We start from the raw sequence: 13,609 nt of genomic DNA on the forward strand, positions 1-13,609 counted from the left end.
ACTTCTCGTGAACATTTTACCATACCGGACAGGGTTTATACACTTATTCACTTGTTGCCGAGCGCCCTTGCAAGCTTGTCTGACGTAAGTTCATTGTAGTTGAAGGAAATTGAGTAGCCGACAAACAAACCGTACAGAATGTAAAGGCAAAGCGTCGTCACGATTGTATCTGATTTCAATTCAGTGATGGATTTCACATCTTCGAAAATCGGATTGAATAAGAAAAAAACCGCACACCATAAAATGACGCCGTACACCATCCCCGGCCACATCGTTTTAAAACGCTTCAGGCAGACGAAATAAATAAACGCCCCGGCAATTGAAATGAATCCGATGACAACGATGCTGACCATCGTGCCGAGCCATTGTTTTTTCCATTCTCCGATCATAAACGGCTGAAGAATCATGTTGGGGCTGATCTCTGAAAAATGAAAGACATACCCGAGATAGCCGATCAAACTCCAAAATACACCGCCGGCAAATCCGATACCGCAAATTCTGCCGGTAAATGAAACAGGCTGCTGATCATCATCCCGCTTCTTTTTTTCTTCCTGTTCTGAATGTTTTTCGCTTGTCATCATGGCACCTCCAGTCATAGACTGCCCCAAAATTGAAAAGTCATAAAAAGCTGCGCCATATTTTCATTCAATGAGTAAAATCTAAAGAAACGGGGTATACTGCATGTAGAAAAAGCATTGATTTCCCAACTGTCTAACTAGAGGTTTACCGCGGTTTCCTGTACAATAGAGTGAAAGGAAATGGTTAGTAAATCCTAAAAAAACAGGCAGGTTGATAAACAATGTCCAAACAAAAAACGCCCCCTGCATACGGCGGGCAGGCTGTCGTTGAAGGGGTCATGTTCGGCGGCAGAAAGAATTATGTTACCGCCATCCGCAGGAATGACGGAAGCATTGATTTTTTCAAGCTTCCCAGAGTGCCGAACGCCAAGCTTTCGGCTTTAAAAAAGATTCCTTTTTTGCGGGGAATCGTCGCCATCATTGAGGCGAGCGCCAACGGCACAAAGCATTTAAACTTTTCCAGCGAACGATACGGGCTTGATCCTCAAGATGACGCCAAGCTGGAGCAGGAAGATAAGAAGGGTTCGGGCTTATCGATGTTTTTCAGCCTGGCGGTGATCGGCGTTCTGTCGTTTTTGTTCAGCAAATTCGTTTTTACGCTCGTCCCGGTCTTCTTAGCGGAGCTTGTAAGGCCCGTATTTTCCTCAGACGCCGCGCAGATCGGAATCGAAAGTCTGTTTAAGCTTATTCTGCTTCTCGGCTACATTTATTTTTTATCAATGACGCCGTTAATTAAAAGAGTGTTTCAATATCATGGAGCCGAACATAAGGTCATAAACTGTTATGAACAGAATTTGCCAATTACAATAGAAAATGTTCAGAAACAGTCACGGCTTCATTACCGTTGCGGTTCAAGCTTTATTTTATTTACGATCATTGTCGGCATGTTCGTCTATTTACTCGTTCCGACAGATCCGCTTTGGGTGCGGATTTTAGACAGGATTGCGCTTATACCGGTCGTTCTCGGCATCTCCTTTGAAGTGCTCCAGCTGACGAACAGAGTGCGGAATATCCCCGTTTTGAAAGTGCTCGGTTATCCCGGCCTGTGGCTGCAGCTTTTAACGACAAAGGAACCGGCGGATGACCAGGTCGAGGTTGCCATAGAAAGCTTTAACGAGCTTCTCAGACTGGAAGACATTTCAGAACAGAGCGAAAAGCCGTCTCACAACGTAATCTGAACCGTTACCGTTATTATTTTGGAGGTGGGCAGTTATGAATCATCGTGTACAACCTTTTTTTGCTGTATTGATAGCGCTTGGCGCATTCGGTTTCATTTATGCCGCGGTAACCAACCCCGGGCAGATGATTTCAAGAGCGATCACCGTTATTATCGCAGGCATCATTATTTATTTTATCGTGAGGACGGTCCTGAACCGCCGCACCGGCCGTGACGGAACCGCTTTCAGAAAAGCGGCCAGACAATCGCGGCTCCGAATGAAGGAGCAAAAAGCGAAGCACCGCGCCGGACACAGAGGCCGGGTCAGCCATTTGCGGAGCGTGCCGAGCAGCAGCAGACCGAAGCCGATGATTCTTAAGAAAAAAAGCCAGACCCAGCTTACCGTCATAGAAGGCAAAAAGAATAAAAAGAAAAACAGAGCGCTTTTTTAATAGCTCCATTGCTTCAAAAATTGCTCTGTTCTGCTTTTTCCTAGCTCAATGAGAGCTAGTTTTTTTTGCGGTGTGAGATGAAACTCCGTCGCCATCACATGTTCCACCGGAATAAAAATAATATTCTGTTCGTACTTTGTCGCGATATGCCTGGCATCATGAGCGTCTTTCATCGTTTCAAACAAAGCCCCGAACAGCTCAAAAGCGTTGCGGATTGATTTTTTCGGGCGCTCTTTTTCGTTGGGCGAAAGTGAAATTCCGATGACCGGCCGTTTGCGTTCTTTTGAATACAGCCAAATCGGGAAATTGCTTAACACGCCGCCGTCAACGACCGTCGAGGTGCCTTTTTCGGTTTTCAGTTTTATCGGTTCAAAAAAATAAGGAATGCTGCAGCTCATTCTGACGGCTCTGGCAACCGGGAACATTTCCGGATTTAATCCGTAGCGGGGAAGATCGTCAGGAAGCACGATCATCGTTCCGTTCGTCAGATCTGAAGCGATGAGACGGAGCGAACCTTTTTTCAAATCACCGAACGCGATGATGCCCTTCGCTTTTAATTTATCCGCAATCCATTTTTCCAGCATATCGCCTCTGTATAGTCCGAGGCGCCAATATATCGACACCCACTGCAGGATTTTCAGCGGGAGGAATGAGTATCTCTGATCAAGCAATTGCCTTCCGTCCACCTCATCTATGATGGAATGAACCTCTCTGCTCGTATAGCCCGCAGCGATAAATGCGGCAATAATTGCGCCGGCGCTTGTTCCGGCGAGCCTTTCAAAGCGAAAGCCCTTTTCTTCCAGCGCTTCATAAGCGCCGGCAAGCGCCACCCCTTTTATCCCCCCGCCCGAAAATACGCCGTCAATCTGCATAGCGCGCCCTCTCCCTTCCATCTCAAGGTGTATTATTATTTTAAGAAACGGCTGGGCGAAATAGACCAAAGAATGAAGACATTAAAAAAAGGGCGCCCCATTTCGGGCTGCCCTTTATTCACCGGGATTTTCGGTTTTTTTCTGTACGGATTTCAATTCTTTTTTCCGGCTTTCGTCATCTTCGAAATACTGAACGAGGTCGCCGATGCGGTCAATGCTGTTCCAGCTCAGATGATGTTCGATTCCTTCAACATCATTGTAAATCTTCTCTTCATCAACACCAATGATTCTTAAAAACTGCTCAAGCAATTCGTGTCTGTATACGAGCCGTTTGCCGATCTTTTTGCCTTTTGACGTCAATACGAGCCCGCGATATTTTTCATAAATCAAATACTCGTCTTTATCTAGTTTTTGAACCATTTTCGTTACAGAGGAGGGGTGGACTGCCAAAGCTTCCGCGATATCAGAAACCCGTGCATATCCTTTTTCTTCTATCAGCATATAAATCTGTTCAATATAATCTTCCATACTTGGTGTTGTCATAAGTAACCCTCCCAAAAAGCACCTTAACTTTATAAACCATTACAAGTTTACACTAACGGTCATGAAAAAACAAGGATGCTTCCGGTCTGTCAAGCCTTATCAGCGCTTATAATTCCATTCATCAGACGCGTATTTCGTCTCAGCCAGCTCATTGACAAATGCAAGCTCTTCAGACGTGAGTGTGTAAGGCTCAAGATGAATGTTCAGCCCTTCCTCAAAACCGGCTTTAAAAGCGATTCTGGCCTCATCCATCGTTACCCGTTTCGGCGCTAAGGCGTTGATGGCTACCGCTTTGTTTTTGAAATTCCGCTGCATGCGCTCACGGACTCTGTCGCTCGGATATAAAAACAGATCAAACAGCTTATCCTCATCAATGTCAAGCAGGATGGAACCGTGCTGAAGAATGACGCCTTTTTGGCGTGTCTGTGCGCTTCCGGCAACTTTCCGTCCTTCGACGACCAGTTCATACCACGAAGGCGCATCAAAGCAGACGGACGAGCGCGGATTTTTCAAGCTTTCTTTTTCTTTCTCCGTTCGCGGAATCGCAAAGCAGGCATCAAGTCCAAGGTTTCTGAATCCCTGCAGAATACCTTCTGAAATCACCCGGTACGCCTCTGTCACCGTGGCCGGCATTTCCGGGTGATCCTCTGAAACGATTACGCTGTATGTCAATTCTTTATCATGCAGAACACCCCGTCCGCCTGTCGGTCTTCTGACAAACCCGAGGCCGTGTTTATGTACTGCGTCAAAGTTAATTTCCTTCTTAATATTTTGAAAATACCCGACAGACAAAGTTGCCGGATTCCAGCCGTAAAAACGGATCACCGGAGGAATTTTTTTTTGGCTGTGCCAATATAAAAGCGCTTCATCCAGCGCCATGTTAAATGCCGGGCTTTCATTCCCTGAGTCAATAAACCGCCATGTTTCTTTTTCCATACACCTTGAACCCTTCTTTATCGTTTTAATAAAATTAGTTTAACAAACTGCCGCGAAAATGAAAAATATTTCGTTTCATTAAGGATGACAATCGCTTCATGCTTTACTATAATAGTATTTGTCCCAAAACGTCCGGTAAGCCTTGTTTTCAGGAAGCAGGGTTTTGATTTTATAAGCTAAAGGAGTAGAATCGCATTGTCTAATATGATTGCTTTAATTATTGTTGCGGCGTTTATCGTTTATATGATCGTGTCGTATTTTTACCAGCAGCGTTTAATGAAAACACTTACGGAAGAGGAATTCCGCGCGGGCTACAGAAAAGCGCAGCTGATTGACGTCCGTGAGCCGAATGAATTTGAAGGCGGCCATATTCTCGGCGCGCGCAACATTCCGCTGTCACAGCTGAAACAGCGCAAAAGTGAAATCCGTCCTGATAAACCCGTTTATCTGTACTGCCAAAACAATGTCCGCAGTGGACGCGCGGCACAGACGCTCCGCAAACACGGCTGTAAAGATATTTACAACCTGAAAGGCGGATTTAAAAAATGGGGCGGAAAAATTAAAGCAAAAAACTAATCATAAAAAAAGAGCTGTCCGTTTTATACGGAAGCTCTTTTTTTACACCGTGTCAGCGGCTGACGTCAGGTGTATGTTCGTACTTTAAAACCGGCTTTCTTGCCGCCTTGGTTTCATCCATTCTTTTGACAACTGTTGTATGCGGCGCCTCCTGAACGATTTCAGGCGATTCCTCCGCTTCCCGCGCAATTTGAATCATGGCATCTATAAACGCATTAAGCGTTTCCTTTGATTCCGTTTCCGTCGGTTCGATCATGATGCTTTCTTCAACATTGAGAGGAAAATACACAGTCGGCGGATGATAGCCGAAATCCAAAAGCCGTTTGGCAATATCAAGCGTTCGTACGCCAAGCTTTTTCTGCCTTCTACCCGATAACACAAATTCATGCTTGCAATGACGGTCATACGGGAGATCATAATAAGGCGCGAGTCTTCTCATCATATAATTTGCATTTAAAACCGCGTTTTCGGTCACAGCTTTTAAGCCGTCAGGCCCCATGGACCGGATATACGTGTAGGCTCTGACATTAATGCCGAAGTTGCCGTAATAAGGTTTTACGCGCCCGATCGACTGCGGCCGGTCATAGTCAAAAGTCAAACGGCCCTCTTTTTTCGTGAGAACGGGTTTCGGCAGATACGGAATGAATTCTTTTTTTACGCCGACCGGCCCTGAGCCAGGTCCTCCCCCGCCGTGCGGGCCGGTAAATGTTTTATGCAGATTAAGGTGAACGACGTCAAATCCCATATCTCCCGGTCTTGCTTTACTTAAAACGGCATTTAAATTCGCTCCGTCATAATAAAGCTTTCCGCCGGCCTGATGGACGATTTCAGCCATTTCCGTAATGTTTTCCTCAAATAACCCGAGGGTGTTCGGATTCGTCAGCATCAGCGCCGCTGTTTCTTCATTTACCGCTCTTTTCAAATCTTCAATGTCAACCAGCCCGTGCTCATTTGACTTGACGGTAATCGTTTCAAAACCGGCGACCGTGGCGGATGCCGGATTCGTGCCGTGGGCTGAATCAGGGACAATCACCTTCGTCCGTCCGAAGTCTCCCCGCGCTTCGTGATAGGCGCGGATCATCATCAGACCGGTCCATTCGCCGTGAGCGCCCGCCGCAGGCTGCAGCGTCACCTCGTCCATGCCCGTAATCTCCTCCAAGTGTCCGCTTAAATCGTATAAAAGCTCAAGCGCCCCCTGAACCGTGTCCTCGTCCTGAAGCGGATGAATAGCGGAAAAACCTGCGATCCGGGCAATTTTTTCATTTAATTTCGGATTGTATTTCATCGTACAGGAGCCGAGCGGATAAAAGCCTGAATCAACTCCGTGGTTCCTCTTAGAAAGAGCGGTATAATGCCGCATAATATCGAGCTCTGATACTTCCGGCAGCTTTGCGTCTTCATCGCGGATATAGTCACCGGGAAGAAGACTTTCAAGCTCTGTTTCCGGCACATCAAGCTCCGGAAGGCTGTAACCGATACGCCCTTCGCGGGACATTTCAAAAATAAGCGCCTGATCTTGATTATTCATGTTGATCCCCCAATCCCGCAATAAGCGAATCGATCTGTTCTTTTGTTCTCAGCTCTGTGACGGCAATGAGCATATGCTGATTCAGTTCCGGATACGCAAGGCCTAAATCATATCCGCCGATTATGCCGTCTTGCAGGAGCCGCCGGTTTGCTTCCTTGACGGGAAGATTCAGCCTGACGGCAAATTCATTAAATATCGGGCCGTCAAATGCTACGTGCAAGCCGGCTTTTTCCGCTTGGCGTCTCGCGTAATCAGCTTTCAATATATTTTGGCGGGCCATGTCTTTGACGCCGTTTTTTCCGAGCGCCGTCATCGCGACTGAAGCCGCTAAAGCATTCAGCGCCTGATTTGAGCAAATGTTAGACGTGGCTTTGTCTCTTCTGATATGCTGCTCGCGCGCCTGAAGAGTGAGAACAAAGCCTCTTCGCCCGTTTTCATCTTCCGTTTGGCCGACAAGCCGGCCCGGCACCTTTCTCATCAGTTTTTTCGTTACTGCAAAATAGCCGCAATGCGGGCCGCCGAACGCCGCAGGTATGCCGAAAGGCTGCGCGTCCCCGACGACGATATCAGCTCCGCATGCCCCGGGCGGTGTCAAAATACCGAGCGCGAGCGGGTTTGAAGAAACAATCAGCTGGCTGTTTCCTTTATGTGCGAGCGGCTCAATGTCCTTTAACGGCTCGATTTGTCCGAAGAAGTTCGGATACTGGACGATCACGGCGGCCGTTTCATCACAAACGGCATGTTCCAATGCTTCAAGATCTGTGACGCCGTTTTTCGCGGGAACCTCTACAACCTCAATATATTGGCCCTTTGCGTATGTTTTCAAAACATCCCGTGATTCCGGATGAACGGCTGCGGAAATGACGATTTTTTTCTTTTTCGTATGGCCCGACGCAAGCATCGCCGCTTCCGCCAGCGCCGTTCCCCCATCGTACATAGAGGAGTTTGCGATATCCATTCCCGTTAATTCACAGATCATCGTTTGAAATTCAAAAATCGCCTGCAGCTCTCCTTGTGAGATTTCAGGCTGATAAGGCGTATATGCCGTGTAAAACTCTGATCGGGATATCACATGATCGACGATAACCGGCTGGTAGTGATCGTACACTCCTGCACCCAGAAAAGATGCATATGTAACAGCGTCTTTATTTTTCGCCGCAAGCTTTGTCAGCTCTCTCGTCAGCTCAGTTTCTGACTTTGCTTGTTTAATGCGGTAGTCTTTTTGAAACCGTACATTTTCCGGAATATCGGCAAACAGTTCATCAATTGTTTCTGCGCCGATGGCTTTCAGCATTTCTTTTTTATCCTGTTCTGTCGCGGGCAAATATCGATGCTTCATATGACTCTCCTTTTTCAGCTCTGTTTTGGACGTTTATAAAACGGTGTGCGGACAATCTTCGCTTTTACCGTTTTTTTACGGATTTCCACTTCTACTTCCGTTCCGACTTCACTGAATTCCGTTTTGATTAAGGCAAGGCCGATATTTTTCTTTAAAGTCGGAGATTGCGTGCCTGTCGTGACTTCACCGATCGGAACACCGTCTTTTTTCACGGCGTACCCGTGTCTCGGAATCCCTTTTTCAATCATCTCAAGTCCGACCAGCTTTCGCGGGGCTCCTTTTTCTTTCTGTTCGCGCAATACAGACTTCCCGAAAAAATCGGAATCTTTCTTGTGTTTCACGGCAAATCCGATTCCGGCTTCAATCGGTGTAATATCTTTCGTCAATTCCTGACCGTATAAAGCAAGCTTCGCTTCAAATCTCAGCGTATCACGGGCGCCGAGGCCGCACGGAACGAGACCTTCATACTCTCCCGCTGCAAGTATCTCCTTAAATAGATGAACTGCATCTTCATTGCGGCAATATAACTCAAACCCGTCTTCACCGGTATAGCCTGTTCTTGAAAGCAGGACTTGTCGTCCGGCAACGTCCGCCCCATCAATAAACGTAAACGGCTTTAAGGAGGACAAATCACATTCAGTCAGCTTCGCAAGAACCGACTGAGCATTCGGCCCCTGAACGGCAAGCAGTGAAATCCCGTCAGACTGATTCGTCAGCGTGACATCGCCTTCTGCATGTTCCGTCAGCCAAGCGATGTCTTTTTCAATATTGGACGCGTTAATCACGAGCAGATAGCAGCTCTCGCTTTTCTGATAGATCAGCAAGTCATCCACCGTACCGCCGTCAGGATAACACATGGCGGTATAGAGCGCGTTTCCCGGCTTTAAATCGGCAACGTCATTTGTCATCATTTTTTGCAGAAAAGACAGGGCGTCTTTACCGGATACTTCAACTTCCCCCATATGAGACACATCAAACAGGCCCGCTTTTGTGCGGACGGCTTCATGCTCCTCTTTAATAGAAGAAAATTGAACCGGCAGCTCCCATCCTCCAAAATCAATCGTTTTTCCGCCGTATTCTTTATACACGTCATAAAGCGGTGTTCGTTTCAGCATCATCTTCCCCCTTCAGTCATTGGCGCATTGTAAAAACATATAAAAAAGGACAGAGAAACACCTCATGAAAATGAAGGTTTCTCTGTCCCGGCACCTGAAAGTTTACTTTATGAACATATCATAAAGACGTCCCCTTTGGTGGCCTGCTTCTTCTAAGTGCAGACACTCTCCAGAGTTGCGTCGAGCAAGAGTTCTTTTGCCTGAGAGATTCACTCCGCAGTTTGCTCCTTCGGCGCCCGGACGCCCATCTTTCGTCCGAGTCTCTCCCCTTGCTGTCATTCGCTCATATTTACCAATTTTATGGACATACTAAAGCAATATCTTTTAGTGAAATCATTACTTATATCCTACCACCCTCACTTACGTCCGGCAACAAAAATTATGATAAATCAGTTTTTTAAAAGAAAGGCGGTTTTGTTACATATGACAGCAGAGATCATATTTGATGCAAACTGGCCGGGAGAGTTTTCTGAGCGGCTGAAAACGGACGGTCCCTGGTCAAATTGGGAGATGTACAAACTGTCGGCTGAAGTCCAGCAGACCCTTGCCATTCCTGAATTTGAAGGATTGAGGGCTCCTTTATACCTGCCCGATTTCACTCCGCTTCCCCATCAGCTTGAAGTCGCGCAGAAAGTCGTTGAAAAAATGAACGGCAAGGCGATTTTAGCTGATGAAGTGGGGCTCGGAAAAACGGTGGAAGCGGGCCTGATTTTAAAAGAATACATGATTCGCGGGCTGGCCAAAAAAATCCTGATTCTTGTGCCGGCATCACTCGTTTCCCAGTGGGTCAAAGAGCTTCAGGAGAAGTTTTTGATACCCGCTGTTGAACAGAAGAAAAGCTATGTGTGGGAACAGTGCGATATCGTCGTTTCTTCTATTGATACGGCCAAACGCTCGCCTCACAAGGACATTGTGCTTTCTATTCCGTATGATCTCGTCATTATTGACGAGGCGCACAAGCTCAAAAACAGCAAAACGAAAAATTATGAATTTGCGAGAAGTCTTGTGAAGAAATACTGCCTGCTTCTGACGGCGACGCCGATTCAAAACCGGATCGAAGAAATCTTCAATTTAGTGTCACTGTTAAAGCCCGGCCATTTAGGAAATGAAAGCGGATTTCAAGAAACCTTCAATCAGAAGGACGGGATTGACGCTCATGAGCATTTGAAAGAGCTCGTCAATAAGGTGATGATCCGCAACACGCGGAGCGACACCGGCCTTACATGGACGAAGCGCCACGTGGAAACAGTGCCGATCACCTTTTCACCGACGGAACAGGCGCTTTACGATGACATTGCCGCACTGAAAAACGGCACGGAAAAGCCCGCAAGCGCATTTTCCATTATGACGCTGCAAAGAGAGTGCTGTTCAAGCAGGGAAGCCGTGTATATGACGCTCAAAAAAATGCTTGACCAAAAAGACAAACATGCGCCCGCATTCGATGACCAGACGATCGCTAATTTAATGGACCGCATCAATCAAGTCACGCAAAACTCAAAAGCAATTCAAGTTGTTGACTTGATCCAAAAGATTAATGATAAAGTCATTATTTTTACTGAATACAGGGCGACACAGATTTACCTGCAATGGTTCCTTCAGCAGAACGGCATAAGCTCCGTTCCGTTCAGAGGCGGATTTAAACGCGGAAAAAAAGACTGGATGAAGGATCTCTTCCGCGGCAAAGTGCAGGTGCTGATCGCTACAGAAGCCGGAGGCGAGGGGATCAACCTGCAATTCTGCAACCATATTATCAATTATGACCTCCCGTGGAACCCGATGCGGCTTGAACAAAGAATCGGAAGGATTCACAGACTCGGTCAGGAAAGAGATGTCCATATCTACAATATGGCGACAAAACATACGGTGGAAGAGCATATCTTAAAACTTCTGTATGACAAAATTCATTTATTTGAAAATGTCGTCGGAGAATTAGATGACATTTTAACAAAAATCAAAGTGAGCAATTTTGAAGACCATTTGCATGATATTTTATGCCATTCGCTGACAGAGGAAGAAATGAGAATCAAAATGGACAATCTCACCTCTTTTCTGTCGTACGGTACGGACAAGCCCGCCAGAAAAAAAGGATCTTAATCTAAAAGGAGGAAGCGCGACATGAGACAGCAGGAGGTTCACGAATTTTTACTGCGCTTTTTTGAAGCGAACCACTGTCCGATTACAGAACACGGGCCGGGTTTTATGACGGTTCAGTTGACGGTCGAGATGGACAAACAAATTATGAACCGCCCGTTTTATTGGCATTGGCGTGAAAAAACGGGCGGCGAACCGAACCCGATGAAGATCACGTTCATCACTGATAAAGAAACGGCTCCGGAGGATATGGACGGCGAATTTATTTACTTTGGAGCCCCGCGCCTCTTTCAAATCTTTCAAGCAGTTAAACAAAATGGGAGATTTACAAGAATATATGAGAAAATTGTATCAGCCGGAGCCAGAGTGCCGCTTCAGCCCTGGCTGGGATTAAATGTAGTGATTTCATACCAATCCGACATGAAAAAAGACAGACTTTTGTCTTTAGGCCTGCATCTTGTTTCTGGAACAATTATAGAAGGGTTTCAGCAGAAGCTTGCACCGCTTCCGCTGACCTCGCAAATATCAGACTATTGCTTTACCATATCGCCGATGATTAAGCCGGAAAGCGGGATTAAAAGGATGGAGCATTACTTAAAAGACGCTGCCGCCAAAGAGCCATCAGACTGGGCTGACAGCGCGATCGCCAGATGGAAAAAGGACCTCAGGCTGCTCGATCAGTTTTATGAGCAGACAGAGGAAAAACCTGAGGAATATCATTTGGAAAAACAAGCGCTGAAAGCCTTATATCAGCCGAAAATTCACATTCAGATTGAAAACGGCGGTTTATTTTTCCTGCAAAGTAATTTTTCTGGATAAGCGTTATCCATTCGACACCTTTCCCGTTTTTTCTGGAAATTCTATATTATAATAAAAGTATATAGAAAAAATTTCTGGCGTTTCGCATGCGATGAATCACTTCCAGACATGTAAAGATAAGGTCATGGCCGGATTGGCTGAAATACATAAACAAGTATTTTAGGAGGAGAAAATGCATGAAAAATGCAAAAACAGAATTTTCGCAATTAGATAAGGAATGGGTTGAGCTGATATTAGAAGCCCAAAAAGCAAATATCAGCCTAGAAGAAATACGCAAATACCTGCTTTCGAATAAAAAGTCTTCTCAACATATCCAGGCAGCCAGAAGTCATACCGTAAATCCTTTCTGAATGTGCTATAATATCACAAGGAAGGTGATGACATTGATTGGCCAGCGTATTAAACAATACCGAAAAGAAAAAGGCTACTCACTATCAGAACTAGCTGAAAAAGCTGGGGTAGCGAAGTCTTATTTAAGCTCAATAGAACGAAATTTACAGACGAACCCCTCCATTCAATTTCTCGAAAAAGTCTCCGCTGTTCTGGACGTCTCGGTTCATACTTTACTTGATGAAAAACATGAAACCGAATACGATGGTCAATTAGATAGTGAATGGGAGAAATTAGTTCGCGATGCAATGACATCCGGGGTATCAAAAAAACAATTTCGTGAATTTTTAGATTATCAAAAATGGAGAAAAGCGCAAAAAGAGGAGTAGTGCCGCCATATGTGCACAACTCCTCTTTTAACTGTCCGACTTTCGGATTAGTTTTTATCCTCACTGTGAGCCTTTTCATTTTCCTTGACGTAACCGTCTTTATCCGTATGATCTTTCGTAATGGTCAAGCCGTTCCATTGCGTTGCTTCAAAAGAGAATTGAAGAGAAATCGCATTGCCTTGGAACTTGTTTTGCACACTTAATCCGTCCGCAGTTTTTGCGGTGTCATTTTTAAATTGGATTTCCATTCTCACCTGGTCATAATCAGCAGGCGTTTTCGGAACTCCGTCGTACTCAGGAGCTGTTTTGCCGTTAATGGTTGCTACATTGACTTTTCCGCTCTCACTCAGGAATTTCGGATCAATGTGCTTGCTGATCGCTTCGGCAGCTGCTTTATCCTGTTTTGTTGACATTAAGTATAAGTCTTTCAGGCTGGCCGCCTTCAAAATGATATTTTTAGGATAGCCGTTGCCCCCTTCTTTACCGACTGTCAGAACCGTAATTTCAAACTGGCTGAGGAAATCCTCCGCAGATTCATTTCCTTTCTTTGCTCCTTTAAAGTCAGTAAAATTCAAAGCCATCAGCACTTCTTTAATGGCAAGTGAACCGTTGTTTCTGAATTCGAAATCTTTCGTCAATTTATCGCCTGGTTTTAAGTTTGACAAATTGACATTGGCTGATTGTTCTTTAGCCGATAAATCAAGTGTTCCTGACGCAAATGTAGCGTCCGTCGACTTCACATCATTAAATGCGGCCCATGTGCCTCCTCCTACTAATGCTAAACCGAGTGCGGCTGAGGCAACGCCCAAGCTTAATTTCTTTTTCATACCCATGTTTGTACTCTCCCCTTACTTTTTATTTTTGTTATCAAATCCTGTCGCCAGG

Annotated in this window: 15 protein-coding genes and 1 riboswitch; of the genes, 7 read left to right on the plus strand and 8 right to left on the minus strand. The window is 45.7% G+C overall.

Features of this window, described 5'->3' with window-relative positions; genetic code table 11:
* Window positions 1-47: 47 nt before the first annotated feature.
* A complete protein-coding gene (locus U2H13_RS12065) occupies window positions 48-578 on the minus strand; it encodes a YqhR family membrane protein (protein ID WP_014418362.1) in 531 nt (176 codons plus the stop codon).
* Between the two features lie 221 nt (window positions 579-799).
* On the opposite strand from U2H13_RS12065, the gene U2H13_RS12070 reads away from it, so the two are divergent.
* A complete protein-coding gene (locus tag U2H13_RS12070; protein WP_003153120.1) occupies window positions 800-1,756 on the plus strand; it encodes a DUF1385 domain-containing protein in 957 nt (318 codons plus the stop codon).
* Window positions 1,757-1,790: 34 nt separating this feature from the next.
* Window positions 1,791-2,186: an SA1362 family protein gene (locus U2H13_RS12075; protein ID WP_007408340.1), complete on the plus strand. Its 396-nt coding sequence runs from the start codon at window positions 1,791-1,793 to the stop codon at window positions 2,184-2,186.
* On the opposite strand, the gene U2H13_RS12080 is transcribed toward U2H13_RS12075, so the two are convergent.
* The 3 genes from U2H13_RS12080 to U2H13_RS12090 all read right to left on the minus strand — a co-directional run bounded on the left by U2H13_RS12080 (window position 2,183) and on the right by U2H13_RS12090 (window position 4,537).
* Window positions 2,183-3,058 carry a patatin-like phospholipase family protein gene (locus tag U2H13_RS12080; protein WP_003153118.1) on the minus strand — a complete coding sequence of 292 codons (876 nt, stop codon included), beginning with the start codon at window positions 3,056-3,058 and terminating at the stop codon, window positions 2,183-2,185. The genes U2H13_RS12075 and U2H13_RS12080 overlap by 4 nt on opposite strands.
* Before the next feature lie 114 nt (window positions 3,059-3,172).
* Window positions 3,173-3,601, minus strand: coding sequence for a transcriptional regulator MntR (gene mntR, locus U2H13_RS12085; RefSeq protein ID WP_007408338.1), 429 nt, complete (start codon window positions 3,599-3,601; stop codon window positions 3,173-3,175).
* A gap of 99 nt (window positions 3,602-3,700) precedes the next feature.
* Window positions 3,701-4,537 carry a biotin/lipoate A/B protein ligase family protein gene (locus tag U2H13_RS12090; protein ID WP_003153114.1) on the minus strand — a complete coding sequence of 279 codons (837 nt, stop codon included), beginning with the start codon at window positions 4,535-4,537 and terminating at the stop codon, window positions 3,701-3,703.
* 195 nt (window positions 4,538-4,732) lie between these two features.
* Here U2H13_RS12090 and U2H13_RS12095 point away from each other — a divergent pair, with 195 nt between their 5' ends.
* Entirely contained in the window at window positions 4,733-5,113 is a 381-nt protein-coding gene (locus U2H13_RS12095; protein WP_007408335.1) for a rhodanese-like domain-containing protein, read from the plus strand.
* Window positions 5,114-5,165: 52 nt separating this feature from the next.
* Here the strand turns inward: U2H13_RS12095 and gcvPB are convergent, their stop codons facing one another.
* From gcvPB to gcvT, 3 genes are read right to left on the minus strand one after another with little or no spacing between them, the layout of a single operon-like run.
* Window positions 5,166-6,641, minus strand: a complete 1,476-nt coding sequence (gcvPB, locus tag U2H13_RS12100; RefSeq protein WP_014418364.1) for an aminomethyl-transferring glycine dehydrogenase subunit GcvPB — start codon at window positions 6,639-6,641, stop codon at window positions 5,166-5,168.
* Entirely contained in the window at window positions 6,634-7,980 is a 1,347-nt protein-coding gene (gcvPA, locus tag U2H13_RS12105; RefSeq protein ID WP_103526759.1) for an aminomethyl-transferring glycine dehydrogenase subunit GcvPA, read from the minus strand. Before gcvPA ends, gcvPB begins: the two co-directional genes overlap by 8 nt.
* Window positions 7,981-7,994: 14 nt before the next feature.
* Entirely contained in the window at window positions 7,995-9,095 is a 1,101-nt protein-coding gene (gene gcvT, locus U2H13_RS12110; protein ID WP_061890721.1) for a glycine cleavage system aminomethyltransferase GcvT, read from the minus strand.
* A 178-nt stretch (window positions 9,096-9,273) separates the two neighbouring features.
* A riboswitch (glycine riboswitch) is annotated at window positions 9,274-9,374 on the minus strand.
* Between the two features lie 144 nt (window positions 9,375-9,518).
* Between gcvT and U2H13_RS12115 the strand changes: the two genes are divergently transcribed.
* The 4 genes from U2H13_RS12115 (at window position 9,519) to sinR (ending at window position 12,724) form a co-directional block, all read left to right on the plus strand.
* Entirely contained in the window at window positions 9,519-11,189 is a 1,671-nt protein-coding gene (locus U2H13_RS12115) for a DEAD/DEAH box helicase (RefSeq protein WP_021494309.1), read from the plus strand.
* Window positions 11,190-11,210: 21 nt separating this feature from the next.
* A complete protein-coding gene (locus U2H13_RS12120) occupies window positions 11,211-12,005 on the plus strand; it encodes a YqhG family protein (protein ID WP_014418368.1) in 795 nt (264 codons plus the stop codon).
* A gap of 176 nt (window positions 12,006-12,181) precedes the next feature.
* Complete coding sequence (sinI, locus tag U2H13_RS12125) at window positions 12,182-12,355, plus strand: anti-repressor SinI (protein ID WP_014418369.1); 174 nt, start codon at window positions 12,182-12,184, stop codon at window positions 12,353-12,355.
* A 33-nt stretch (window positions 12,356-12,388) separates the two neighbouring features.
* Window positions 12,389-12,724: a transcriptional regulator SinR gene (gene sinR / locus U2H13_RS12130; RefSeq protein WP_003153104.1), complete on the plus strand. Its 336-nt coding sequence runs from the start codon at window positions 12,389-12,391 to the stop codon at window positions 12,722-12,724.
* Between the two features lie 47 nt (window positions 12,725-12,771).
* Here sinR and tasA read toward each other — a convergent pair whose 3' ends face one another.
* Window positions 12,772-13,557: a biofilm matrix protein TasA gene (tasA, locus tag U2H13_RS12135; protein WP_007408329.1), complete on the minus strand. Its 786-nt coding sequence runs from the start codon at window positions 13,555-13,557 to the stop codon at window positions 12,772-12,774.
* Between the last annotated feature and the right edge of the window lie 52 nt (window positions 13,558-13,609).

Source organism: Bacillus sp. A1, from assembly GCF_042296235.1.
GTDB classification, from domain to species: domain Bacteria; phylum Bacillota; class Bacilli; order Bacillales; family Bacillaceae; genus Bacillus; species Bacillus velezensis.

Excerpts from the sequence above, each read along its gene's own strand:
- U2H13_RS12065 (WP_014418362.1), bottom strand. The coding sequence starts at position 578 with ATGACAAGCGAAAAACATTCAGAACAGGAAGAAAAAAAGAAGCGGGAT.
- U2H13_RS12070 (WP_003153120.1), top strand. The coding sequence starts at position 800 with ATGTCCAAACAAAAAACGCCCCCTGCATACGGCGGGCAGGCTGTCGTT.
- U2H13_RS12075 (WP_007408340.1), top strand. The coding sequence starts at position 1,791 with ATGAATCATCGTGTACAACCTTTTTTTGCTGTATTGATAGCGCTTGGC.
- U2H13_RS12080 (WP_003153118.1), bottom strand. The coding sequence starts at position 3,058 with ATGCAGATTGACGGCGTATTTTCGGGCGGGGGGATAAAAGGGGTGGCG.
- mntR (WP_007408338.1), bottom strand. The coding sequence starts at position 3,601 with ATGACAACACCAAGTATGGAAGATTATATTGAACAGATTTATATGCTG.
- U2H13_RS12090 (WP_003153114.1), bottom strand. The coding sequence starts at position 4,537 with ATGGAAAAAGAAACATGGCGGTTTATTGACTCAGGGAATGAAAGCCCG.
- gcvPB (WP_014418364.1), bottom strand. The coding sequence starts at position 6,641 with ATGAATAATCAAGATCAGGCGCTTATTTTTGAAATGTCCCGCGAAGGG.
- gcvPA (WP_103526759.1), bottom strand. The coding sequence starts at position 7,980 with ATGAAGCATCGATATTTGCCCGCGACAGAACAGGATAAAAAAGAAATG.
- gcvT (WP_061890721.1), bottom strand. The coding sequence starts at position 9,095 with ATGCTGAAACGAACACCGCTTTATGACGTGTATAAAGAATACGGCGGA.
- U2H13_RS12115 (WP_021494309.1), top strand. The coding sequence starts at position 9,519 with ATGACAGCAGAGATCATATTTGATGCAAACTGGCCGGGAGAGTTTTCT.
- U2H13_RS12120 (WP_014418368.1), top strand. The coding sequence starts at position 11,211 with ATGAGACAGCAGGAGGTTCACGAATTTTTACTGCGCTTTTTTGAAGCG.
- sinI (WP_014418369.1), top strand. The coding sequence starts at position 12,182 with ATGAAAAATGCAAAAACAGAATTTTCGCAATTAGATAAGGAATGGGTT.
- tasA (WP_007408329.1), bottom strand. The coding sequence starts at position 13,557 with ATGGGTATGAAAAAGAAATTAAGCTTGGGCGTTGCCTCAGCCGCACTC.